The 24,253-nt window shown below is 45.5% G+C and carries 18 protein-coding genes; 15 read left to right on the top strand and 3 right to left on the bottom strand.

Annotated elements, in window-relative coordinates; genetic code table 11:
* The first annotated feature begins 1 nt into the window (after position 1).
* From NXH67_RS07365 to NXH67_RS07335, 7 genes are all read left to right on the top strand, one after another.
* Positions 2–1,432, top strand: a complete 1,431-nt coding sequence (locus tag NXH67_RS07365; RefSeq protein ID WP_272796935.1) for a sensor histidine kinase — start codon at positions 2–4, stop codon at positions 1,430–1,432.
* A 111-nt stretch (positions 1,433–1,543) separates the two neighbouring features.
* Positions 1,544–2,251, top strand: a complete 708-nt coding sequence (locus NXH67_RS07360) for a histidine phosphatase family protein (protein ID WP_272796934.1) — start codon at positions 1,544–1,546, stop codon at positions 2,249–2,251.
* A 148-nt stretch (positions 2,252–2,399) separates the two neighbouring features.
* Positions 2,400–2,984 (top strand): lysophospholipid acyltransferase family protein, encoded by a 585-nt coding sequence (locus tag NXH67_RS07355; RefSeq protein ID WP_272796933.1) that lies wholly within the window; start codon positions 2,400–2,402, stop codon positions 2,982–2,984.
* Positions 2,974–4,707: an AMP-binding protein gene (locus NXH67_RS07350; RefSeq protein ID WP_272796932.1), complete on the top strand. Its 1,734-nt coding sequence runs from the start codon at positions 2,974–2,976 to the stop codon at positions 4,705–4,707. Before NXH67_RS07355 ends, NXH67_RS07350 begins: the two co-directional genes overlap by 11 nt.
* Positions 4,688–6,064 carry a B12-binding domain-containing radical SAM protein gene (locus tag NXH67_RS07345; RefSeq protein WP_272796931.1) on the top strand — a complete coding sequence of 459 codons (1,377 nt, stop codon included), beginning with the start codon at positions 4,688–4,690 and terminating at the stop codon, positions 6,062–6,064. The genes NXH67_RS07350 and NXH67_RS07345 overlap by 20 nt, the downstream gene beginning before the upstream one ends.
* Positions 6,057–6,731, top strand: a complete 675-nt coding sequence (locus NXH67_RS07340) for a CDP-alcohol phosphatidyltransferase family protein (RefSeq protein WP_272796930.1) — start codon at positions 6,057–6,059, stop codon at positions 6,729–6,731. Before NXH67_RS07345 ends, NXH67_RS07340 begins: the two co-directional genes overlap by 8 nt.
* Complete coding sequence (locus NXH67_RS07335) at positions 6,728–7,372, top strand: hypothetical protein (RefSeq protein WP_272796929.1); 645 nt, start codon at positions 6,728–6,730, stop codon at positions 7,370–7,372. Before NXH67_RS07340 ends, NXH67_RS07335 begins: the two co-directional genes overlap by 4 nt.
* On the opposite strand, the gene NXH67_RS07330 is transcribed toward NXH67_RS07335, so the two are convergent.
* The gene (locus NXH67_RS07330) at positions 7,369–8,328 is read right to left on the bottom strand and encodes an AraC family transcriptional regulator (RefSeq protein ID WP_022779075.1); all 960 of its coding nucleotides are present in this window, start codon (positions 8,326–8,328) and stop codon (positions 7,369–7,371) included. The two genes, NXH67_RS07335 and NXH67_RS07330, sit on opposite strands and share 4 nt — an antisense overlap.
* 119 nt (positions 8,329–8,447) lie before the next feature.
* On the opposite strand from NXH67_RS07330, the gene rhaB reads away from it, so the two are divergent.
* The 5 genes from rhaB to NXH67_RS07305 all read left to right on the top strand — a co-directional run bounded on the left by rhaB (position 8,448) and on the right by NXH67_RS07305 (position 14,616).
* On the top strand, positions 8,448–9,890 hold the full coding sequence (gene rhaB / locus NXH67_RS07325) for a rhamnulokinase (RefSeq protein WP_272796928.1): 1,443 nt from the start codon (positions 8,448–8,450) through the stop codon (positions 9,888–9,890).
* Positions 9,891–9,921: 31 nt separating this feature from the next.
* Complete coding sequence (locus tag NXH67_RS07320; RefSeq protein WP_272796927.1) at positions 9,922–11,184, top strand: L-rhamnose isomerase; 1,263 nt, start codon at positions 9,922–9,924, stop codon at positions 11,182–11,184.
* A 76-nt stretch (positions 11,185–11,260) separates the two neighbouring features.
* Positions 11,261–12,085: a rhamnulose-1-phosphate aldolase gene (gene rhaD, locus NXH67_RS07315; RefSeq protein ID WP_022779072.1), complete on the top strand. Its 825-nt coding sequence runs from the start codon at positions 11,261–11,263 to the stop codon at positions 12,083–12,085.
* 222 nt (positions 12,086–12,307) lie between these two features.
* On the top strand, positions 12,308–13,024 hold the full coding sequence (locus NXH67_RS07310; RefSeq protein ID WP_022779069.1) for an ABC transporter ATP-binding protein: 717 nt from the start codon (positions 12,308–12,310) through the stop codon (positions 13,022–13,024).
* Positions 13,018–14,616, top strand: coding sequence for a hypothetical protein (locus NXH67_RS07305; RefSeq protein ID WP_272796926.1), 1,599 nt, complete (start codon positions 13,018–13,020; stop codon positions 14,614–14,616). The genes NXH67_RS07310 and NXH67_RS07305 overlap by 7 nt, the downstream gene beginning before the upstream one ends.
* 79 nt (positions 14,617–14,695) lie before the next feature.
* On the opposite strand, the gene NXH67_RS07300 is transcribed toward NXH67_RS07305, so the two are convergent.
* Positions 14,696–16,117, bottom strand: coding sequence for an amidophosphoribosyltransferase (locus NXH67_RS07300; RefSeq protein ID WP_272796925.1), 1,422 nt, complete (start codon positions 16,115–16,117; stop codon positions 14,696–14,698).
* Between the two features lie 175 nt (positions 16,118–16,292).
* On the opposite strand from NXH67_RS07300, the gene NXH67_RS07295 reads away from it, so the two are divergent.
* Positions 16,293–17,615, top strand: coding sequence for an HD-GYP domain-containing protein (locus tag NXH67_RS07295; RefSeq protein WP_272796924.1), 1,323 nt, complete (start codon positions 16,293–16,295; stop codon positions 17,613–17,615).
* Between the two features lies 1 nt (position 17,616).
* On the opposite strand, the gene NXH67_RS07290 is transcribed toward NXH67_RS07295, so the two are convergent.
* The gene (locus NXH67_RS07290; RefSeq protein ID WP_022779065.1) at positions 17,617–18,534 is read right to left on the bottom strand and encodes a magnesium transporter CorA family protein; all 918 of its coding nucleotides are present in this window, start codon (positions 18,532–18,534) and stop codon (positions 17,617–17,619) included.
* 172 nt (positions 18,535–18,706) lie between these two features.
* On the opposite strand from NXH67_RS07290, the gene NXH67_RS07285 reads away from it, so the two are divergent.
* The gene (locus NXH67_RS07285) at positions 18,707–23,728 is read left to right on the top strand and encodes a DUF4132 domain-containing protein (RefSeq protein ID WP_272796923.1); all 5,022 of its coding nucleotides are present in this window, start codon (positions 18,707–18,709) and stop codon (positions 23,726–23,728) included.
* 98 nt (positions 23,729–23,826) lie between these two features.
* Positions 23,827–24,051, top strand: a complete 225-nt coding sequence (locus tag NXH67_RS07280; protein ID WP_272796922.1) for a hypothetical protein — start codon at positions 23,827–23,829, stop codon at positions 24,049–24,051.
* The last annotated feature ends 202 nt before the right edge of the window (positions 24,052–24,253 follow it).

Below are 24,253 nucleotides of genomic sequence, written 5' to 3'. Positions count from 1 at the left end.
TATGAAGAGTAAACGGGAAAAAAGAAAGAGCATTTTTTCAAGGCTTGTTAAGAGTTACATATTGTTTCTGATAATTACGATCCTGGTGTATCTGGTTCTGGCAGTGGCGCTTCTGATATATTTCGGAAACGGAAGTATGAGCAATGCTTCGCCCCAGTCCTTTGTTCATAACGATGGAACCATTGCAGATACTGAGGTTCTCAGCCGCGTCGGAGGCTGGATCGAGGAACTTGACGATAGCGGCAATGTCATTAATGTTGTGGGAGACAAGCTGACAGACAAGTACAGCTATGACCTCACTGATATGGCCAAATATCTGGACATGGGCTACGCATCCTACGAAAAAACGGGAATTGTTCTCAGGGAGTTCGATGTATACGATGATATAGGCTATTCGGCTCTCGTAAGATATGCCGGGGATCCAAAGCGCATTTTTCTTGTCTTTTATCCCTTAGATATGGTGAATTATAAGATTTCATATATGATCACCAATGACAACGGAGGCAGATATATCTGGTTCCTTGTGATCATTGCGACCATGTTCGGACTTGAGATCGCAGGTATCAGTTTCTACCTCAAAAGACATATCGATATGCCTCTTAAGCTTCTGATGAAGGGAATGAATGAAGTTAGCGAAGGCAAGAGAGACGTGGTCATCGACTACAAAACCGACAGGGAATTCGAGGACATCAGAGACCGATTCAATGAAATGGCCGTGAAGCTCAAGGAAACCGAAGAGCAGAAGCATCAGATCGAGCAGAGTAGGAATTTGCTGCTCTTGGAGCTAGCCCATGATATCAAGAATCCCGTGGCTTCAATAAAGAGCAGTGTCTATGCCCTTAAGGAAGGACTTGTCACTGAGGACAAAAAGGATGATTATTACAAGGTAATTGAGATGAAGGTCGAGAGGATCAGCACCCTTATCGCTGACCTTAACACCAGTCTTAAGATAGATAGCGATGCCTACAAGCTCAACCTGGAAAAGACTGATATTTGTGAGCTGGTTCGAAGGAACTGTGTGGAATTCTACGAAGAGATCGCCGCCACCGGCAAAGAATTTGACATAGATATTCCGGACGAAGCTGTTTTTGCCAATCTTGATACACAGCTCTTCAGGAGAGCGGTAAGTAACCTCCTGGCCAATGCCAATAAATACAATGAGACCGGCAGCAACGTAGGTGTCAGAATACTTGACGATTCCGGCAAGATAACAATTGAAGTGTATGATGACGGCGAAGCCATAGACGAAGAATTCGCCGCCAGAATGTTCGAATCCTTCGCCAGAGGCGACAAAACCCGAAAAACTGACGGCGGAACCGGTCTTGGCCTCGCCATATCACGCAAGATCGTGGAGCGCCACCATGGAACCCTTAAGTACAAGCGCTCCGGCGGTAGGAACTGTTTTGTTATCGATATGAAGAAATGTGCGTAACATGCTGATTATCGATGAGCCAACATGAGGTAGGGTACAATTGTCAGTTCTGCGAATTCAGGATGGATAAAGAGAATTATCAGCGATTAAGGACCAGGAAGGGGTAGATATATGAGACTGATTTTTATAAGACATGGAGAGCCGAATTATGAAAAGGACTGCTTGACGGACAACGGCATAAAGCAGGCAATAAGCACTGCCGCAAGGCTCAGGGATGAAAATATTAAGGCAATCTATTCTTCTCCAATGGGAAGGGCCAAAGAGACGGCATCTTACACGGCGGGGCAGCATAAAATCGAGGTGCAGATTCTGGATTTCATGCATGAGATTGACTGGGGAGACAAGGGCGGAGTTGCAGCTGCAACTGATAAGCTACCCTATGACGGTCATCCCTGGACTCTTGCCTACAAAGTACTGACAGATACAGGCGAATATGTGGGCTCTCCCAATTGGCCGGAACACCCCTTTTTCAAGAATAATATCTGTATGGATTATTATGACAAAGTGTCTAATGGCCTGGATGAACTCCTTGGAGAGTACGGTCTTGCAAGGAAAAACGGCCTATATGAATGTACTAAGGAAAATGATGATACCATAGCCATCTTTGCTCACGGCGGCTCCGGAGCAATCCTGTTCTCACACATTTTGAGCCTTCCGCTGCCCTTTGTACTTACTACCATGCCTTACGGAGTCTGTTCCGTCTCAATCCTGCGATTCGATGGAGGTCAGGGAGATATGGTAATTCCAAGACTTGAGCTCTTTGACGACATGGGACACATAGAATCCTTCAAGGAAGAGAAGCTACATTTTGATAAATAAGATTAGTATCAAACCCCGGACAAATTGTTCCGGGGGATTTTTCTGTTTTAGAGTTCGCTGGTACTAATGCGGGGCTATTTCGGGTATAATTCGTATAGATGTAATGCAAATTACCTCGATATTTAATAAAGGTGGTTTTCCAAAAAAGATGAAAAACAACGCGAAATTATACAGAATCTTAAGGCCTGCTCTGGCGGGATTATTTCTGGCATATTATAATCCTACAATCGTTAACAGTGAGGTGATTCCACGTAAAGGAGCATGTGTTATCGCAGGTAATCACAAGCATGCGATGGATCCGATACTTGTCGACAGTTCCACTAAGAGAGTGGTATACACCCTTGCCAAAAAAGAGCTTCATGACGGTCCCTTCGGATGGTTTTTCAGAGCTATCGGAGCAATACCGGTTGATCTTCACGCAGCCCGTAATAAGGAGGCTCTTGCCAGCGCAGTAGAGCATTTAAAGGCGGGCTGTCTTATTAATTTATCTCCGGAAGCAAAGAGAAATTACACAGAGGAGATTCTTTTACCCTTTAAGCCCGGAGCCGTGGTCATGGCTAAGAGAGCCGGGTGCAGGATCATTCCTTATTCTATAACAGGAGATTACAGATTTAGAAGTAAAAACCTTAAGATTACCTTTGGTGAGCCGATAGACGTATCGAAACTTGAGGTCCCCGAGGCCAATGATCTTCTTTTTTCAACAGTAAAGGAACTATTATTAAATGCAAAATAAAGTTAAAACTCCATGGTATGGATTTTATGACGGAGTAAGGCCTCATTTGGACTATCCGGACTGCTCCGTATACAAGTTTATAGAAGACAGTGCATCTAACCATCCTGACTGTATCGCCTACAATTACTATGGCAAAAAAGGCAGCTTCAGGCAGTTTCTTCAGCAGATAGAGCGCTGTGCAAGGGCGCTTAAGGCTCTTGGGATAAAAGAGAAGGATGTGGTCAGCATATGTATGCCCAATACCCCGGAGGCGGTCATTAGCTTCTATGCTATAAACAAGATTGGCGCAGTGGCGAATATGATACATCCGTTGTCTGCGGAACCGGAGATCAAATATTACCTCAGTGTGTCAAAGAGCCGCCTTGCAATAACAATAGATATCGCATATAACAAGATAAAACATGTATTGCAGGATACTCCGGTGGAAAAGGTTATCGTGGTATCCGCCGCGGATTCTATGCCCTTGTATATGAAACCTCTGTATCAGCTTACCAAGGGAAGGAAGATTAAGCTGGAGAGCGACGATGCACATACTACCGGCAGCATGCTTTCCTTCAGAGAATTTCTAGGGCTCGCAGGCAGTTATCAGGGAAATACTACCGTAGAGACAGGCGGAGACGACGTTGCAGCGATTCTATACAGCGGAGGAACCACCGGATATCCCAAGGGAATAGAACTTACCAATCTTAATTTCAATGCGCTTGCAATGCAGGGAATAGAGGCCTGCGCCTGTCTTAAGGAGAAAGACAGGATATTGTCCATAATGCCCGTTTTTCACGGCTTTGGACTTGGAATATGTATCCACACTGCGCTGTATAAAGGAATGACGGCAATACTTCTGCCTACTTTCAGCGCAGGAACTTTCCATAAGCTCCTTATTAACTATCGGCCCAATGTTATAGCAGGCGTTCCGACGCTCTATGAAGCGCTTCTTAAGAACAAGAAGCTTGAGGGAAAGGATCTGTCTTTTCTTCGCTGCGTAATATCAGGCGGAGATTCCCTGTCGGTTAGTCTTAAAAGTAAGATAGATGCTTTTCTCAAGGAACACGGCGCCGATACTCAGGTCAGAGAAGGATACGGCCTTACGGAATGTGTCACAGGAAGCTGCCTGACCCCGCTTGGATACTACAGGGAGGGAAGCATAGGAATCCCCTATCCCGATACCTATTACAAGATCTGTAAACCTGATTCCACACAGGAACTTCCCTATGGAGAGGAAGGTGAGATCATTCTCGCAGGCCCCACAGTTATGAAGGGCTACCTTAACGATCCCGAGGAGACCGGGAAAGTACTTAAACTTCACGAGGACGGCCTTGTATGGCTGCACACGGGAGACCTTGGATATATGGACGAGGACGGCTTCATATATTTCAAGCAAAGGCTTAAGAGAGTAATTGTAAGCTCCGGCTACAGTATATATCCTCAGTATATTGAGAACGTGATCGATTCCTATCCTGATGTACTTATGTCCTGCGTTATAGGGATCGACCATCCCTACAAGATTCAGGTGGCTAAGGCCTTCATTGTACTTAAAAACGGTGTAAGGCCAAGTGATGAGATTCTTGCAGCCATCAAAGCGCACTGCGAAAAGAATCTGGCCGTATATTCCCTGCCCTATGAATATGAATTCAGGGAGGAACTGCCCAAAACACTGGTGGGCAAGGTGGCCTTCAATGAGCTGGTCAAGGAGGAACAGTTGAAGAATGGAAAGAAGGAGTCTTAAGTTTTTACTTATCCATCCTGAAATATCCCGCACCAGATACAATTTTGTCGGAGTTATTGAAAACGAATGTCTGGAGCTTGAATATATCAGTGCCGTATTAAAAGAAAAAGGGCACGAAGTCTATATTTATGACGGACAGGTGGAGACCGCTACGGTTCCTATGGCCCTTAATAAATACGACCCGGACGTGGTCTATGTATGTGGCAGAACAAGGCAGGAGAACTTCATGCTGGAGTATTGCAGAGATGCCAAAGACCACAGTGCCGATACGCTTACGATAATCGGCGGCCTCCACGCACAGCTGTGCTACGAGAGGATGTACAGGGATTATGTTGACTATATCCTTACAACCTTCAATGTATACAAGATTCTGGATATAATCGACATCGCTTTTTTCGGAAAAGAGCTGCTTAGAACCAAGATGGACGGGATATGCTACCGGGATGGTTCAAAGTGGAGGAGCAATCCATCAACGGCCTTTGATATCAACGATCTGCCGTTGCCGGACAGGACGTACTTTTATGAGCATCCGAATAATTACAGATACCTGGAGCTGGAGCACGCTGCTTGGGTCAGAACCGCCTATTCCTGTCCCTATCGCTGTGAATTCTGCGTCCGCAACAGAATGAATGCAGGTGTTTACGTACAGCGTGACATAGAGAGAGTTGTTGATGAGATTGCGCAGATTAAGTCAGGCAATATCTACATCGTGGATGATGACTTCCTCGTTGACGAGAAGAGAGTTAAAAGATTCATCGAGCTTCTGAAACGCAGGAATATCCGCAAAAACTATATCTGCTACGGCAGAGCCGATTTTATCGCGACTCACGAACAGTTGATGAAGGAGTTTAAAGAGGTAGGTCTGTACTACGTGCTGGTGGGGCTGGAATCCTTTGACGACAATCATCTAAACAGCTATGAGAAGCATTCCTCTGCATTTAATAACATTAAAAGTGTCGGAATCTGCAACAGGCTTGGAATTAATCTCATGGGACTCTTTATAGTTGATCTGGACTACACCAAGCGGGATTTCATGCGGCTCTTCAAATGGATAGTAAGGAAAAAACTAAAGCATGTGGCTATTTCCATATATACTCCGGAGATGGGGCTTGAGAATTTTGCCAGATACAAGGATAGGATGATAACCGACAATCCGTCCCATTTTGATTATCTGCATCTGGTGGCAAGACCTACGCATTTGTCGGTAAAAAGATATTATTTCTATTATTATATTCTGCTGATAAGCCTCTTTCTTCGAGCCAAGAGAGAGGGAGTATATGACTTCATAGACTACGGCGATTACATCAGATCTTTTATTGCAAATATGTTTAAGAAAAGGAAGAACGACGATGAGTAATTCTGCGGATAGTAAGAAAGCAGTCAAAAAGATTGTGCCAAGTAAGCTTGAGAACGCTTCTTACCCGATTATTTACAGGGTTTTCGGAAGGTTGATCCCTGAAACTATGACTCCCAATCAGATGACGCTTCTGGGGGCAATTGGAGGGCTGTTCGGAATAGTTTGTGCGTTCCTTGCCCGTGTGAACCTGATGTTTCTTATAGGAACCGTTGTGGGACTTATCTGGCATATTATCTGCGACGACCTGGACGGATATATTGCAAGGAAGCGAAATATGGCATCGGAGGCTGGAGCCTTTTTTGACCTTCTGACGGATATACTTCATATCACATATCTGCTGATAGGGCTGGCTTTTGCGAAAGTTGCGAGCTTTGAAGTGATGATATTCATGGTGCCTGTGTATGCACTCATGATGTTTACTGCCATGAATTATATAAGGTATCTTAATGAGTTTCTGTTTCCGAGACTTGGGCCCATTGAGACGCATCTGTTTTTTGCGGCGGTGTGCATAATTACTATGATTGTGGGAACAGATCCTGTGGTTACTGTACCGGGACATGGATTTACCGTAGGAGATATCATTATTCTGATCGGGGCAGTTCCCATGTACTATGAGATGATAAGGCTTCAGATTCAGCTATTTATAAGGTTGAGTAAAAAGAGATGAAGAGTAATGAGAATTATGTCTACGTTGTTCTGGTGAAGGCCCACACAGGGCTTGGAAGCATTGCCAGAGCCGTGACGGGATATGAATATACACATATAGCTGTGTGTCTTGAGGAGCCTTTCAGTGACTTTATAACCTTCTCGAGACGCAGGCACTATGCGCCCTTTGATTGTGGTTTCATGCATGAGAGCCTTGAATGTTATGCATATGGCAAACACAACAGAGTTAAATTAAAGGTGTTCAAGGTGCCTACAGATGATGCGGGACTTGTGCGGATCAAGAGCTATATTGCAGATATCGAAGCGGATTCCGAATATATTTTTAACCTGTATTCAATGGCAACAATGCCGATTCTTCATGGCTTTAAGATATACAAGGCGCTTAATTGTATGTCCTTTGTGGCAAAGATTATAGAAATGACAGGAGCTGTGAAGCTGTCAAGGAAGTATTACCGCTACAGTATCAAGGATATGGACCGGCTACTTACCGGGTATCTGTATAAAGAGGAATTCTTTTACAAAAAAAGCGCGCAGGATGGCGGGTATATGAAAAGAGTTTCGCCACTTATCAATGCGGGACTGTTTTTCAGGATAAATTCGAAGCTTATATACAGAATGATTTTCAGGCGGTTCTGCGATTAAGTTCTTTTTCTGTATTCTCTGGGAGAGCAGCCGTATTTTTTGGCAAAAACCTTGTAGAAATATGCGCTGTTCTCGTATCCGATTTTTTCAATGATATTTTCTGTGGTCAGTGTTGTGTTTTCCAGGTAGTAGGCGGCTTGCTGGAGCTTTCTTTGCTGAAGGAGCTGCTTGAAGTTACAGCCGGTGTGACTCCTTAGAAGGCGGCTTAAGTAGGCGGTGGTGTAGCCGGTCTGCGTTGCAAGTTCCTCAAGGGTTCCGCAGGCGAAGTTGTGGTCAATGTACTCAAGGGCAGTAATGGTGATATTCTGACCCTTGGAGCGCATGTCCTTAAGAGTGTCTGCGGACAGTGCCGCCAGATTCATTAGAAGCAGGTCCATGGTGGAATGTACGATCTGATTCATGTCATTTGGATGATTTATCAGAGTCCATATGAGGTTTTCCATAAGATTCTCAACAGCGATTACTCCTGCAGCGTGATACAGGAGGTAGTCGCTGTATCTTTTTTTCTCTGAGAGGGAGGCGATGATAAAGCCCCTTAGGATGTTTTCCTTGTCGTAGGAGACGCTTCCCCGGGAAAAGAATTCCGGAAGAATAATGAAGTTAAGGGCAAGGTCGTTCCTTTTGCAGGGCAGGATCTCATGTCTTGCGTGGCGGTTCATAAGGAGGATATCGCCTTTTCTTAAGGTAATGGTGTCGCCGCCGACGATCCTTGTGGTAAGGCTCCCTTTCAGCATAACTACCATTTCTATGTAGTTGTGGCGGTGTTCGGGAAAGTGGGCGAACCTGGTGTGAGGGCGGATCGCAATGAGTTTACCCTGCTCCAGGAGCTTGGCGGAGTCCACCACGAACTCATCTTCGGAGGTGTAGAGCTCCTTGGAAATGGAGGCGTTCTCCTTGACGATCTTTTCTTCCTCTTCGGTAATTTTGTACAGATGATCCAGAATTTCTTTTCTCATTTTTATCCCTTGAATTAATGTCAAATAAGGTTCCATTTTGGCACTTATATGGTTCTAGAAAACAGTGCCCGTGCATAATATTATAGCATCATAAACATGAATTGTATCGGGGTACGTATATGAACAGATATTTTTTGGCAATCGACATTGGGGCATCCAGTGGTCGGCATATGCTGGGCTGGATGGAAGATGGCAAAATGAAGCTCAAGGAGATGCACCGCTTCGAGAACAGGCAGGTCATGAAGAATGGGCATCTGTGCTGGGATCTGGAGAACCTCTGGACCGGCGTTGTAGAAGGCCTCAAGGCCTGCAAAAATGAGGATATGATTCCCGAGACCATTGGAATCGACACCTGGGCAGTGGATTTCGTTTTACTTGATGATAAGGATGAGATCATAGGAGATGCTGTCGCTTACAGAGATGAGCGAACCAAGGGGATGGATAGCGAAGTTTTTTCCATTATTCCCGAAAAAGAACTGTATGCAAAATGCGGAATTCAGAAGCAGCCCTTTAACACCATATATCAGCTGATGGCGGTTAAGAAGGATATACCGGAGGCGCTTCAGGCGGCGAAGACTTTTTTGATGCTGCCGGATTACCTGAATTTCAGGCTGACGGGAGTTAAGAAGCAGGAGTATACCAATGCCACCAGTACGAACCTGGTAAATGCTAAGACCAAGGCATGGGATATGGAACTGATCGATAGACTTGGACTTCCCGCAGGGCTCTTCGGAGAGCTGTCTCAGCCCGGGACCGTTGTTGGAGAGTTGTGCGAAGCTATTGTGAAAGAAGTTGGCTTCACATCTAAGGTTATCCTTCCCGCAACCCACGACACCGGATCAGCGTTCCTTGCTGTTCCCGCAAGAGATGAGACCAGCGTATACTTATCAAGCGGAACCTGGAGTCTTCTGGGAGTGGAGAATAGGGAACCTATTACCACAGAGGCTGCAAGAAAAGAGAATCTCACCAACGAGGGCGGAGCCTTCGGTACCTACAGATTCCTTAAGAATATTATGGGGCTTTGGATCATTCAGTCCGTAAGGCGCGAGCTTAACGGCACCGAATATGTTGAGGGCAGAAAGAGTAAATATGCTACAGGCATAACTTACAGCTTCCCGGATCTCATTGCAGAGGCGAGGGCTGCAGAAGGCTTTGAGACTGTACTTGATGTCAATGATGAGTCTTTTTTATCACCTGTAAGTATGATAGATGCCATCAAGCACTACTGCGCAGATCATGATAAGGCAGTTCCGGAGACTGTTGGAGAGATCATGCAGTGTGTATATAAGGGATTGTCGCAGTGCTATGCAGATACAGTGAAGCAGATCTCCGAGATCACGGGTAAAGAGATAACCGGCATTAATATTATCGGAGGCGGATGCCAGGACGGATACCTCAACGAGCTGACAGCTAAGGCTACGGGACTTCCTGTATATGCCGGCCCCATCGAAGGTACAGCGATCGGCAATCTGGTGATTCAGATGATAAATGCAGGGCTATTTAGTGACCTGGCACAGGCAAGAGATTGCATATTTAAGAGCTTTAGTATCGAAGAGTTCTGAATAATATAGTTAATGGAGGGAGTTATAAAACATGAGCTACGAACAGGCAAAAGAGAAATACGCAGCACTTGGAATCGACACAGAAAAAGCGATAGAAAAGCTAAAAAAAGCTGAAATAGCGCTTCACTGCTGGCAGGGAGACGACGTAAGAGGTTTTGATACGGACCCAAGTAAGCCCCTTACAGGCGGAATTCAGACTACAGGAAATTACCCGGGAAGAGCAAGAACTCCGGAGGAACTCATGGCAGATATCGATGAGGTATTAAAGCTCATCCCCGGAAGAGCCAAGATGAACCTTCACGCCAGCTATGCTATTTTTGACGATGAGAACGGTGGCTGGGTGGACAGAGATAAGCTTGAGCCCAAGCACTTCAAGAAATGGGTGGATTTCTGCAAGGAAAGAAACCTTGGCTGCGACTTTAATCCCACATTTTTCTCACATCCCAAATGTGATCCTCTGACACTGGCTTCGCCCAATGAGGAGACAAGAAAGTTCTGGATCGAGCATGGTAAGGCATGCATTAGGATATCCAATTACCTCGCTGAGGAGCTGGGTGAGCCCTGCATTATGAACATCTGGACCGGCGATGGCTTCAAGGATGTTCCGGCAGACAGAAAGGGACCCAGAGACAGATACAAGGATTCCATCGAGCAGATTCTGTCTGAGCCCTTTGATTTTAACAAGGTTAAGCCCTGCGTAGAGTCCAAGGTATTCGGCATCGGCGTGGAGTCCTATACTGTGGGAAGTGCGGAGTTTACACTGACTTTTGCGGCAACTCATTCGGATAAGTGTATTCCTCTTATGGACAATGGTCATTATCATCCAACAGAGGTTGTAAGTGACAAAATTCCTGCACTTTTGTCCTTCTTCCCCAATATCGCACTTCATATCACAAGACCTGTGCGCTGGGATTCAGACCACGTAGTTCTTTTCGACGATGAGACCAAAGAGATCGCAAAAGAGATCGTTCGCTGCGGCGGACTTGATGGCAAGGTATTTATGGCACTGGACTATTTCGACGCTTCGATTAACAGAATCGGCGCATGGGCTACAGGCTTTAGAAATACACAGAAGGCTCTTCTTAATGCTCTTTTGACCCCCAATGAGGAATTTAAGAGCTTACAGGATAACAGCAACTTCACCAAGCTTCTTGTGATGCAGGAAGAGATGAAGACAATGCCTTTTGGTGATGTCTGGAACGAGTATTGCAGACGCTGCGGCGCCCCTGAGGACGGCAAGTGGTTCGAAGAGGTTGAGCGCTACGAGAAGGAAGTTCTGTCAAAGCGCGTGTGAGGCGGATTTTGATAAGCACGAGTTTGATAAAACAGCTATAATACATAATTAATTACTTATACACAGGAGATTTATCATGAAGGTTTTAGAAGCAGAATTTACACAGGGCTTTATCAGAATGGCCAACGATGGCTGGGAGCAGGGCTGGCATGAGAGAAACGGCGGCAATCTCTCCTATAGAATGAAGGCTGAGGAGGTTGAGCTGGTAAAAGAGGAATTCAAAGAGGGAGAGTGGCAGGATATCGGAACCACAGTTCCCGGTCTTGCGGGAGAATTTTTCCTTGTAACAGGTTCAGGCAAGTTTTTTAGAAACGTGATCATCAAGCCGGAGGACAGCATGTGTATAGTAGAGCTGGATGATAAGGGCGAGAAATACCGCATTGTCTGGGGCCTTATTAATGGCGGAAGACCTACTTCCGAGCTTCCCTCACATCTTATGAACCATGAGGTTAAAAAGAGGCTTACAGATGGAAGATACAGGGTTATATATCATGCACACACCACCAACACAATAGCTCTTACTTTTGTGCTTCCTCTTACTGATGAGGCTTTCACAAGAGAGCTGTGGGAGATGGCTACAGAGTGTCCCGTAGTGTTCCCCGATGGAATCGGTGTCGTGCCCTGGATGGTTCCCGGAGGAAGAGAGATTGCAGTGGAGACCAGTAAGCTCATGGAGAAATATGATGTTGCCATCTGGGCTCACCACGGAATGTTCGCAGCAGGAGAGGATTTTGACCTCACCTTCGGACTTATGCACACTGTTGAGAAGTCCGCAGAGATACTGGTGAAGACTCTTTCCATGACAGGAGCCAAGAGACAGACCATCACTCCCGATGATTTCAGACATCTGGCTAAGGATTTCAAGGTTACTCTTCCTGAGAAGTTCCTTTTTGAGAAATGATGGGTTGAAAAGTAATATATTCCTGTCTTTGACAGTTTTAATACCAACTAAAGACGCCAAAAGCCTTAATACATCAGGCTCTTGGCGTTATTTTTGTGATTCTATGGGTCATGGCCTTTTTCAGTGCAAAAATATGCGTAATAAGTGTATTTCTTCTCGAAAGTTGCATTTGTCCTATGCTATAGTAGTAACGTATGACCTACTACAAAGGGGGTAAGATCAATGCTTAATATAGAACATTTAACCAAACGATATGGGGACAAGCTGGCGGTGGATGATCTGTCTCTTCAGATCATGCCGGGCGAGATCTACGGATTCATTGGCCACAACGGCGCAGGCAAGACGACGACCTTAAAGAGCGTTGTAGGAATACTGCAGTTTGACCAGGGAAAAATAACCATCGACGGGAAATCAACCATGGATTCGCCTCTTGAGTGCAAGAAGAATCTGGCTTATATTCCCGATAACCCGGATCTGTACGATTTCATGAGCGGTATCAGGTATCTGAATTTCATAGCAGATGTCTTTGAGATTCCTGTTTCTGAAAGGAATGAGAGAATTCGCAAATATGCAGATATTTTTGAGCTGACAGATGATCTGGCGCTTCCTATTTCTGCATATTCTCACGGAATGAAGCAGAAACTTGCCATAATCTCAGCCTGGATGCACTCACCGAAGCTTATCATAATGGATGAACCCTTCGTGGGACTTGATCCCAAGGCCGCACATCTTTTGAAGGAAATGATGAGAGAGCATTGCGACAGGGGAGGAGCCATTTTCTTCTCAACTCATGTACTGGAAGTGGCGGAGAAGCTCTGTGATAAGGTTGCCATCATCAAACAGGGAAAGCTTATTAAGTCCGGAACAATGGAAGAAGTTAAGGGAGACGCAAGTCTTGAAGATGTATTCCTTGAACTGGAGGAGGTGCCTGAATGCTGAGGATCCTTGTAAAAAAACAGCTTGAAGAAGTTTTTAGAGGATATTTCTATAATTCAAAGAAGAACTGCATGCGCCCCAAATGGCAGATTGCGCTATATTTCGTGTTCTATGCGCTGATAATGGTGGGACTTTTGGGAGGCATGTTCACGGGGCTTTCTTTTTCACTGTGTGGACCCTTTACTGTTGCGGGATATGGCTGGCTGTATTTCGTTATGATGGGGGGAATTGCCGCTGCCATTGGAATATTTGCCTCGGTGTTTAACTGCTACTCGGGGTTGTACCTTGGCAAGGACAACGATCTTCTTTTTTCCCTGCCGATCCCGCTTCGGACCATCATTGCTTCAAGACTTATCAATGTCTATATTCTTGGAGCCATGTATTCCGCCACAGTTATGATACCGACTTCGGTTATATATTGGATAACCGCAGGAATCAGCGCAATCAGCGTTATATGCCATCTGCTGTGGTATATCATGATCACTGTTTTTGTGCTGATGCTGTCCTGTATTTTCGGATGGATCGTTGCAAAGCTCAGTCAGAAGATCAAGAACAAGGGACTTATCAGTGCTGCTGCGACGCTAATGTTTATTGGTCTATACTATTATTGTTATTTCAAGGCAGGGGACCTTATTCAGCAGGTCATTACCCATGTGGATTCTTACGCAGATAAGATAAAAGGTGCTGCATATATCCTATATCTGTTCGGAAGAGTAGGGGAGAGCGATATCATTGCAACCCTGATAATGTCTGCGATAACCGCAGTGGTCTTTACTCTGGTGTGGAGACTTATGAGCAGGAGCTTTCTGAAGATAGCCACAGCAGAAGGAAAGACTGCGAAGATTAAGTACAGGGAAAAAAGATATACCCAGAAGACAGTATTCGGCGCTCTCGTATCCAAGGAACTTGCCAAGTTTACCTCCAGCTCCGGATATATGCTCAACTGCGGCATGGGAATACTACTGATTCCCGTCGGAGGGATTGCCCTTTTATTTAAGGGGAAAATGCTGGCAGAGGTTATAGGAAATATGTTCGCTGATAAGCCGGGAGTACTGCCGATAATGATCTGCGGAGCACTGTGTACCCTGGCTGCAATGAATGATATCGCAACGCCTTCGGTTTCACTTGAGGGCAAGAGCCTGTGGATACCGCAGTCACTACCTGTTCATGCCGGAAAGGTCCTTCGCGCCAAGGCCTGTGTTCAGATAATTCTGACCGGGATTCCGATGTTAGTTGCCTGTATCTGCGCTCTTTTTGTTGTGGATGCGTCTGTACCGGTGAAGATACTTATGGTGATAGTTCCCTTGATCCAGGTCGTCTTTTCATCACTTTTTGATCTGATCCTGGGACTTAAGATGCCCCTTCTTAACTGGACCAACGAGCTTGCGCCCATCAAACAGAGCGGAGCCATTGTGGCATCCATGTTCGGCGGCTGGATCTTTACCATGATCATGATGGTGGCATATATTCTGGTGGGGTATAAGCTGGGGGCCTTCACCTACCTGATCATCTGCGGCGTGATCTACGCACTTGCGGCACTTACCATGCTCAGATGGCTGGATACAAAGGGGGCAAAGGAATTCGAAGCACTGTGATTACATGACTATATAAATGCCCCGCAGTCCAGCAAATAGCTGAGCTGTGGGGCATTGTGAATAACAATAGTTATTAAAATTATTCCTTACCACTCCAGCAATAAGTACACAGCTTACAGGGCTCAAGAGGAATAGCTTCCACCATATCGTCGAGACGATGGTAGTGAAGTGATGTGAAGTTGAGCTCTTTTCTTATTTCCTCAAGCATTGCCTCGTACTGAGGTGAATCGGGATCGGTGTACTTGCGGATGGCCTCTTCATTGGGTGAAGGATAACCCTCAAGCTTCTCGATAACACGTCTTGTGATAAGCTCCATCTCGGAGTTGGATCTTGAGAAGTTCAGGTATTTACAGCCGTAGATGAGAGGAGGGCAGGCAGGTCTGATGTGGACCTCGCTGGCGCCGCTCTTGTACAGGAACTCTGTGGTCTCTCTAAGCTGCGTTCCTCTTACGATGGAGTCATCGATAAGAAGAAGGCTCTTGTTGTTGATGAGCTGATTGATGGGAACCAGCTTCATCTTGGCGATAAGATCTCTTCTGGACTGCATTGTGGGCATGAAGGATCTGGGCCAGGTAGGTGTATATTTAACAAAAGGTCTTGAATAAGGGATTCCTGAGGTGTTGGAGTATCCGATGGCATGTGCCACGCCGGAATCCGGAACGCCTGCAACAAGATCGGGGTGAAGGCCCCTTTGCATATCTCGCTGGGCCAGCTTTGCTCCGCAGCCGTATCTTACTTTTTCAACGTTAAGGCCCTCATAACAGGAAGCCGGGAAACCGTAATAGATCCAGAGGAAGGTACAAATGCGCATATCATCAAAGGCAGGCGCCACTATTTCAACACTTTCGGGAGTAATATATGCTATTTCACCGGGACCAAGTTCCTTGTAGTGATCATAGCCCAGATTCAGATATGAGAAGCTCTCGAAGCAGGCGCAGAAGCCGTCGTCCTTGTGGCCTATCTGAATAGGAGTTCTGCCGTACCTGTCTCTTGCTGCGTAGATGCCCTCGGGAGTCATAAGAAGAAGGGACATGGAGCCCTTGATGACCTCCTGAGCGTAACGAATACCTTCGACAATGGTTACTTTCTGATTGATAATGGATGCCACCAGCTCGGTGGGATTGATGTCGCCGCCGCTCATCTCAAGGAAGTGAGAGCGATTGTCTGCAAAAAGCTTATTGGTGATCTCATCGATGTTGTTGATCTTGCCAACGGTAGTAATGGCAAAGGTACCGTGGTGTGATCTTACGATCAGGGGCTGGGGCTCAAAATCAGAGATACAGCCAATTCCCAGGTTACCCTCCATTCTCTGAACATCATCTTCAAATTTAGGTCTGAAGTAGGACCTTTCGATGTTGTGAATAGAACGATCGAATCCGTTTTTCTTACTGTATACTGCAAGTCCGGCACGACGTGTGCCAAGGTGTGAGTGATAGTCTGTGCCGTAAAAAAGATCGAATACTGCACTTTCACGAGATGCTACGCCAAAAAAACCGCCCATGGAATCCTCCTATGTGTTACTTTTTTAGTTGCCTTGTGTATTTTAGCACATAAATTTTATTTTTTTAATATGTATAAACAATGTTTAACTGGAGAATAGAGCTTGTACGATGATATAATGTGAATGAATATACGCAAAAATGTACGTTTGTTTCCCGGGATGCAGAGGAACGGTTATGATTCTGGAAACGTTACAATACTATTGGCCCCGAATATTGCTGGGCGTGTGGTTTGCATTTGTCAATTCCTCCATTACGGCAAGAAGGGGCAATAAGAAAAATTTTATAAGGGATTTCCTCATTCTGTTTTGCTTTTCCTGCACAACGGTTGCTATTGTAAATGAAACGCTGTCAGGCTTTTTGTTTGAGCGCTTTTATGCACATGCCATTGCGAGTTATTCATCAGATACACAGACGGTGATCTTTTTGGCCTTCAGTCTGTTCAATGATGTAATATCCCTGATACTTCCCATATATTTATTCAAAAATGTCATACACGAAAGATTTACGGTCGCTGCCACAGTATATTTGATGTATGTCATTCTGGACAGAATGTGCCTTTTAATGGCGGTATCGGCCTTTTCTTACTTTGCCATCCTGCTGATAGTCCTTATCCTTGGAGTTGCCCTTTTTACCAAAAGGATGCAGTTTGTGGTCGATCACTCAGACAGCATAGAGTGGGAGCCGGTTATGCATTACCAGCTGGGACTCTTTTTCCTTCTGGATGCGCTATATGCGGTTTATTATGTTTTTCCGGGGATTATTAATGGAAAACTGGATCTAAAAAATCTATGGATTGATTCCATTGTTATTGTATCCTTCGGATTCTTCATAGGCTTTACGCGTTTAAATATCAAAGCATCCGGGGAACGGGCTGAGAAGCTCAAGTATATGCAGGAACTCCAGGAGAGCGAGAGAAACATTATCATGAAGTTCTCTGAGATATCCGAGGCCAAAAGCGGTGAGACAGGTCAGCACGTCCGCAGAGTTGCGGAGTATTCGGCGCTTCTTGCAAAGGAATACGGATTTAGTGATGATGAGGTGGGACAGATAAGAATTGCATCAATGATGCATGACGTAGGTAAGCTTCTTGTTCCCAGGGAAATTATTGAAAAGCCCGGTAAGCTCACCGATGATGAGGTTAAGATCATGAGGCTTCATACTACCTATGGAGATAATATCCTGTCTAATTCAAAGGGGGAAGAGATCGTGATGGCCCGGCAGATCGCAGGTCAGCACCATGAGTGGTGGGACGGAAGCGGATATCCCAAAGGTCTGTCAGGGGATGAGATATCTCCGTATGCTCAGATTGTGGCTGTGGCAGATGTATATGACGCCCTTACCAGCAGAAGATCCTACAAGGAACCCTGGGACAGCGAAGCTGCAAGACAGGAGATTCTGTCCCAGAGCGGAAGTCAGTTCTCACCGATAGTTGTGGAAGTCTTCGACAGGAGCTTTGACAAGATCCTGGAGATTCAGAAGACTTATGCTGATGAATAGGTCAGATTATCTTCTTGACCTTAAAGAAGACAAGGCTTCCCACAACAATGGCAATAGATAATATAATGATCACAGGGTAACCGACCCTGGACTCCAATTCCGGCATATACTTGAAGTTCATGCCATACCAGCCTGCAATCAGGGTAAGAGGCATGAAGATCGTTGTAACCACTGTAAGGACGGTCATGATGCGGTTCTGTTTAACATCCAGCTGGGACTGATAGAGGTCGTTGAGCTGGATGGTGTAGTCACGAAGGTGGGTGGCGGCGTCATAGAGCCTGTCCACACGGCTTGAGAACATATGGAAATATCTGAGGTTGTCCTCGTCAAAAAAGCCGTTCTCATTTTCCTCAAGCTCCTGGCCGAAGTCCTGAAGCTGTTCATAGTGAATCCGAAGGTCACGGATATCGCCGCGGATCTCGTTGTTTCGCTGAATAGGAGCTTCCTCGGCATTGGCCATAATTTCTTTTTCTATAGAATCAAGTTCTCTTTCATATCTCTGCATTATCTGCAGGTCATCGTGAATCAGCATTTCGAGAAAATCATACAGAAATCTTTCAAGGGAGGGCTTTCTCCACTTTTTGTTTCTCTGAATACGTTTAACCAGAGAAAGTGCGCTTTTTCCCGCATCTATGAAGACAATGCCCGTCTCATCCAGGGCAAAAGAGAATTTCTGAACTTCATCTGCAATTGCGGACTGGGCCGGAATACAGAAGGTTCCGGTGAGGGAGTCGAAGTTAACCTCGGCTTTGGTGGTGAGGACATCGTCAAGGCTCAGGTCAAAGTCTATGCCCATGTCAAAGTTCTCGCTCTGTTCCTGCCACTGCTCGGGAGTAAGAACCGCCACATAGGGTGAACCTGCGTCGTGACACTGCTCTGCGCTGCATTCTTCCAAAGTATTTCGAATCAAATAGTACATGGCTTTTCCTCCCGGGATAAAAATATCTAATGGAAGTATAGCATTATTTGCTGTTTCCTTCAAAATAAAGTAGTATAAAACGCCTGTTTTACTGTATACTTAAAGGCCATACTAAGCTAAAATGTTGCTATATTCTGGCCGGAGGGCAATCATAAAAGGAAGGTTGGGGAAAATGGAAAAGAACGAGGAAAAGACTCTCCTTAAGTCTTACAGGGAGGATGTGGCTGAGTTTCTGGAAGCGGCACCAAACTATCATATAACTACAATAGTTTCAGTGCCGCATGCACTTGAGATCAAAAAGCAGCTGCAGATTCCCGGAATGACACCGGGGAAGTATTTCAGGGAGAACAGTGAGCTGTACAGGGGATGGATTGATGAAGAGCTGCTGGAATCCTTTTACTATGCCGTTGATAACGTTATCTATTGGCAGCATGTTGACAGAAGCGACCGCAGAACCTTAAGAGACCTGTGCTATGCAAATAACGTGGGGAAAATAGCCAATGTCATCGCTGACTTCCATGATCATACGGGGGGCAAAAACGATGCAAAGAGCCTTATGAACAGCAACGGCTATATTATCGCAGCCGAGCTGGACAGAGGTAACAAGGAACTGGAAGATCTTATTGAAGAGCAGATAATGGAAGCCGGCGGACAGGTCACCTATAGCATGATCCGCGGCATTATGATGAGTAAGAGCACCAGGCTCTATGAGGCTCTGGGCAAGCTCCTGGTGGCTGCAATGCTTCAGGAGGGGCTTCGCCAGGCTATCTGTGAGTGTATGGACTGTGGTCGTGAAGAGGCCTTCCTGTATTTCTATAAGATTCTTATCGATAACGATATGTTCAGATTCTCCTCGGTGGTGAGAGCCGGAGGAACCTGGACAGGACTGATAGATCCTTTTGACAGCAGAACCCATGAGAGAGTCAGCAAAAAAATGTTTGAGCTGTGCTATGAATATCTGACTGACAAGGATGCTCAGAAGGCAGCGCTTGCAGGAGAGGATTCCATGCAGGTATTTATCGCACTGTGGTCACTGGGATGCCACAATGCAGGTGACAGCAGCGCTGCGGCCAAGGAGCTCTTTAAGAGCGGTACTCCTCATCAAAGGCTGGTTGCAATGTACTATCTGTTATCCCTGCATTTCCACGACGGCTCCGTTATAGAGGCTGTGAGATGCCACAGTGATGAGCTTGCCCTGATGGCATTTGCGGTAAGGGATATTGAGCTTAATGCATGCTCTCTCATCTGTCATGTGGTGGGAAGTACTTATGCATATGCTTATATGAACGATGATGATAAAAAGGAGCCTATCCGCAAGGGCTATGCTGCTCCTACAGAGCTTTTCGGTGATGTGTCCGGTTATAGGGAGCTATATGATCTTTTTTACGGCATTTATAAAAATATGCCAAGCAAAAAGATGGAATTTTCACCCTGTGTGTTCCCCTGGCACAGCGAAAAACTCACAAAATCCGATGTACTTGTGATAATGGCATATCTTGCCAGCGCCATGAAGGACACCGCCCTTGGTGATGAAGTACTTGGAATGCTCACGGATATTGGTGGAAATCGCGGAAGAGTCTTGGAGCTCCTTGCGGCGGAGCCTTCCACAGATATACAGAGAAAGACCGTACTTGCTATGGTAAGTAACGCCGACACTGAGACGAGAGCCGTTGCCCTTCGTATTCTTGAGACAATGGAGCTTAGCGATGCTGAGTACGGCGTACTTGAGGACATTCTTAGATTAAAGAAGGCCGATATGAGAAACAAGGTCATCGTTTTCCTCTACAACAAGCGTACAGGGCAGGAGCTGCAGGATATGCTAAAAAGGCTCCTTTCGGCAAAATATGAGGAGAAGCGCCTTGGAGGCCTTAGTATTATCACTATGCTAAGGAAAGATGAAGCAAGAAAAGAGGAGTTCCAAAAGGCCCTGCCTCTCCTTGACCTGATCACCGACAAGACCGACCACGAGAAAGTACTAATAGATGAGATTACGGCCGGAACTCAGGCAGAGACTAAGATAGAAGAAAAACAGTTGTTATTTGATCCGGACGCTTCCTACACGCCCTCTTTTGATGAGAAATGGATAGCTGAGTGCAAAAAGACGTTTGCATCGGTTTTCCCGAATTCTGTTATGGCAGGAGAAAAGACATCTTCGGATGAATACACAAGACTTCTTAAACACCTTCAGGAGCTGGACGATCTTATTGAGAAAAATAAGCATCTGGAGTGCATTAACTGTTTCGGAAATACCTGCCTTCTCGAGAATCTGGAAGCGCTTCATTACAGGGTAGATGATGCAAGCGGCGCTACGCTTGAAAGTGGCTATAATCATGAGGAGCTGTGGAAGGATTTCTACGAAAGTAAGCTCGGCAGTGATTACAGCCTTGTTCTGAAGCTCTATATGATGCTGACAGGCAAAGAAAATGATGATATCAGGGACTTTTTTGATAAGCCTATGACGGAACTCTTTGGCGAGGAATACCGGCAGTCAGTAACTCTTAAGCATGTTACGGTTGTCAGGCTGGTTCTTAGGTATCTTGAGGAACAGTGCAGAGATAAGGAGCTTGTAAAACAGCTTGCTGTGGCCATTTCGCACTGGCTTGTCACAGATTGCAGCCATCCTCTCAGCTATCATTATGAGACCGAAGATTACTGGACCAAAAAGACTGTCGATGAGCATTGCAGTATTTTAGAGCTTCTTTTAATGAAATACTTCATGGGTATTTATTACAATCCGGTGGAGGATTTTGACAGACTGTTCCCGCTAAAATATGCGATTACTGAGAAGGCTGAGCTTGAGGATTCCAGGCATAATTGTCGTGGCTATTACGGTGAATACGTTGGTAGCGGCATCAGAACACTCACAATCGATGATTATATTAAAGCCTATGAGGCCGGGCTTATTTCCCACAGCTTCCTTGAAAAGTACTTATGGAGCGAGAAGATGATCAAAACCTCCGTTGGCACTGTTTCCGATTATGTAAGGAGCATAAGGGAAAAGGGTAAATCCGTTACCGGAAGAAAGAGATACTACATTAGCCACGATATCGATTACTACTTCTATTACAAGGATAACGATGAGAAGAATAAGAGGCTGGAGGAGATAGTTAACGACTGCTACGACAAAATAGTTCCTGTCATTATGGAAGCTGAACTTACAAGAGGCGATATGGCTTCCGAATACACGAAGTGTGTACCTGATCTTCACCGTATATACGGAACCGAATATTTTGTCAGGATTCTGGCAGCTCTTGGTAAACAGAAGCTCAAACCCGCCGATACCATTAACATGTCCTACAAGAATTACACTTTGAGCAGAGTGGGAAGTCTGGGACATTTATTGGAGGTCTGCATCCCTGCAGATGGAGAAAATGCCGATACACTTAGGGCTGCTCTCAAGGGCACAAAGATCTCTGACAAAAGGCTGGTGGAGGCAGCGCTGTTTTCTCCCGAATGGATAGACATCGTGGGAGAATATCTTGGCTGGGAGGGCTTTACTTCCTGTTGTTATTATTTCATAGCTCACATGAATGAATATTTTGATGATAAGAGGGCAGCAATTATAGCCAAGTTCACACCTCTTTCCTCCTGGTCTCTCAACAGAGGCGCATTTGACAGTCTGTGGTTCAAGGATGTATATGCCACAATAGGAGAAGACAGGTTCAAAGAAATCTATGACGCCGCCAAATACATAAGTAACGGTGCCAAGCATACCAGAGCAAGAAAATACGCGGACGCAGCTCTGGGTAAGCTTGAAATCGAAGAGGTATGCAAGGAAGTTGAAGATAAGCGCAACAAGGACTTGCTCATGGCCCTTGGAGCAATTCCCTCCAAGACACCGGATGACCTTAGAGACAGATATGTTTTTATCAGGAAGTTCGAAAAAGAGAGCCGGAAGTTCGGCGCCATGAGAAGAGAGAGCGAGCAGACCAGCTCTCAGATGGCTATCAAAAATATGGCCCTTGCTAACGGCTATAACGATGACATGCGTTTTATCCTCAAGATGGAGAGCAGTGTTTCCGAGGGACTTCTTGGTTTCTTTGAGCCTCACAGGATTGATGACGTGGAGGTATTCCTTGAGCTCGACAGCACCGGCAAGATAACAAATGCCTGCATCAAGGATGGCAAAAAGCTAAAAAGTATCCCTGCATCTCTTAAGAAAAACGAGTATGTTCTTGAACTTACCGAGGCTAAGAAGACTCTTACAAATCAGGGTTCAAGAAGCAGATATATGTTTGAAAATGCCATGGAGGAGGAGACTCCTTTTACCATCGGAGAACTTAGAGACCTTGCCAAGAGCCCTGTTATTAAGCCGGTTGTAAGCACGCTGGTTCTTAAGACCGCAGATTCGTACGGATTCCTCGAGGAGTTGTCAGAACTTAAGGCAGATACCGAGGTACTTATCGCTCACCCCTGGCATCTGTATCAGAGCGGTGTGTGGCGCGATTATCAGAAAAAGATATTTGACCTTCAGATCAGACAGCCCTTCAAGCAGGTATTCAGAGAGCTGTATGTGAAGACTGAGGAGGAGATGGAGCAGCTTCGCACTCAGCGCTTTGCCGGCAATCAGATACAGCCCGGGCGTACGCTGGCGCTTCTGCAAGGAAGACGTTGGGTTGCGGACTATGAGGACGGCCTTCAAAAGGTTTATTACAAAAAGAACATCATTGCTTCAATATATGCAATGGCTGACTGGTTCTCCCCGGCTGATATCGAGGCACCAACCCTTGAATGGGTGGGCTTCTATGACAGAAAGGGCTTTGGAGATAAGAAGATCAAGGAGGTTCCGGATATTCTTTTCTCTGAAGTAATGAGAGATGTGGACCTTGTGGTCAGCGTAGCCCATGCAGGCGGTGTGGATCCGGAGTTCTCACACTCAACTATAGAGATGAGAAAGGCCATTGCTGAGCTTACTCTCCCTCTGTTCAAGCTGGATAATGTAACATTTACCAAGACCCACGCCATCGTTCAGGGAAGCAGAGCCAGCTATACAATTCACCTCGGAAGCGGCGTGATCCATCAGGAAGGCGGCCCTATGATCAATGTTCTTCCTGTTCACTCACAGCACAGGGGCAAGCTCTTCCTTCCCTTTGTGGATGATGATCCCAAGACAGCTGAGGTGATCACCAAGATCCTGTTCTTTGCTCAGGACAAGAAGATCAAGGATCCGTTTATTCTTGACCAGATCAGATGACAAGGTGCATGCAAAAAGTAGTTGTATCTTCAAGATATAGTCAGTATCATGTATAATGCTATTTATACTAAATCTATCTGACAGGAGAACAAGCAAGCATGTGCAAATTTTGTGAGAAAAAAGCAGCCGGAGATGTCTTCGGCGAAGAAACCATATTTTTTGAGAAGATCCAGCAGGAGGAGGGCTTGTTTTTAGTGAATTCACTCCAGTTAGACCCTGACAGCAAGGAGCTGGCACTGGTACTAAGCAGTGAAGACGGCAGGTTAGACAAGGAGTTTGTTAAGTCTATTAAATATTGTCCCTTCTGCGGAAGAGATCTCTGATCATCAAGAGAGTGGAACTGAAACTATTAGGTTTGGTTCCACTCTTTTTTACATATTCATGTATAATCCCATCTTTGACAGTTGTTGGATATAAAAAGTCTCACAACCCTTGTATATATGGCATTGTGAGACTTTTTCTCTTCGTTTTGAAGTATAGTATTTTTTTACTTCCCTTTACTTTTCTTTTGGATTGTTTTCATCT

The organism is Butyrivibrio sp. DSM 10294, from assembly GCF_028539135.1.
Classification (GTDB): domain Bacteria; phylum Bacillota; class Clostridia; order Lachnospirales; family Lachnospiraceae; genus Butyrivibrio.
The sequence above is the reverse complement of the archived record's forward strand: the minus strand, read 5'-3'. Positions and strand labels throughout refer to the sequence as shown.

What these genes read in the sequence shown, in the direction of transcription:
- NXH67_RS07365 (WP_272796935.1), top strand. Translation starts at nt 2, where the DNA reads ATGAAGAGTAAACGGGAAAAAAGAAAGAGCATTTTTTCAAGGCTTGTT.
- NXH67_RS07360 (WP_272796934.1), top strand. Translation starts at nt 1,544, where the DNA reads ATGAGACTGATTTTTATAAGACATGGAGAGCCGAATTATGAAAAGGAC.
- NXH67_RS07355 (WP_272796933.1), top strand. Translation starts at nt 2,400, where the DNA reads ATGAAAAACAACGCGAAATTATACAGAATCTTAAGGCCTGCTCTGGCG.
- NXH67_RS07350 (WP_272796932.1), top strand. Translation starts at nt 2,974, where the DNA reads ATGCAAAATAAAGTTAAAACTCCATGGTATGGATTTTATGACGGAGTA.
- NXH67_RS07345 (WP_272796931.1), top strand. Translation starts at nt 4,688, where the DNA reads ATGGAAAGAAGGAGTCTTAAGTTTTTACTTATCCATCCTGAAATATCC.
- NXH67_RS07340 (WP_272796930.1), top strand. Translation starts at nt 6,057, where the DNA reads ATGAGTAATTCTGCGGATAGTAAGAAAGCAGTCAAAAAGATTGTGCCA.
- NXH67_RS07335 (WP_272796929.1), top strand. Translation starts at nt 6,728, where the DNA reads ATGAAGAGTAATGAGAATTATGTCTACGTTGTTCTGGTGAAGGCCCAC.
- NXH67_RS07330 (WP_022779075.1), bottom strand. Translation starts at nt 8,328, where the DNA reads ATGAGAAAAGAAATTCTGGATCATCTGTACAAAATTACCGAAGAGGAA.
- rhaB (WP_272796928.1), top strand. Translation starts at nt 8,448, where the DNA reads ATGAACAGATATTTTTTGGCAATCGACATTGGGGCATCCAGTGGTCGG.
- NXH67_RS07320 (WP_272796927.1), top strand. Translation starts at nt 9,922, where the DNA reads ATGAGCTACGAACAGGCAAAAGAGAAATACGCAGCACTTGGAATCGAC.
- rhaD (WP_022779072.1), top strand. Translation starts at nt 11,261, where the DNA reads ATGAAGGTTTTAGAAGCAGAATTTACACAGGGCTTTATCAGAATGGCC.
- NXH67_RS07310 (WP_022779069.1), top strand. Translation starts at nt 12,308, where the DNA reads ATGCTTAATATAGAACATTTAACCAAACGATATGGGGACAAGCTGGCG.
- NXH67_RS07305 (WP_272796926.1), top strand. Translation starts at nt 13,018, where the DNA reads ATGCTGAGGATCCTTGTAAAAAAACAGCTTGAAGAAGTTTTTAGAGGA.
- NXH67_RS07300 (WP_272796925.1), bottom strand. Translation starts at nt 16,117, where the DNA reads ATGGGCGGTTTTTTTGGCGTAGCATCTCGTGAAAGTGCAGTATTCGAT.
- NXH67_RS07295 (WP_272796924.1), top strand. Translation starts at nt 16,293, where the DNA reads ATGATTCTGGAAACGTTACAATACTATTGGCCCCGAATATTGCTGGGC.
- NXH67_RS07290 (WP_022779065.1), bottom strand. Translation starts at nt 18,534, where the DNA reads ATGTACTATTTGATTCGAAATACTTTGGAAGAATGCAGCGCAGAGCAG.
- NXH67_RS07285 (WP_272796923.1), top strand. Translation starts at nt 18,707, where the DNA reads ATGGAAAAGAACGAGGAAAAGACTCTCCTTAAGTCTTACAGGGAGGAT.
- NXH67_RS07280 (WP_272796922.1), top strand. Translation starts at nt 23,827, where the DNA reads ATGTGCAAATTTTGTGAGAAAAAAGCAGCCGGAGATGTCTTCGGCGAA.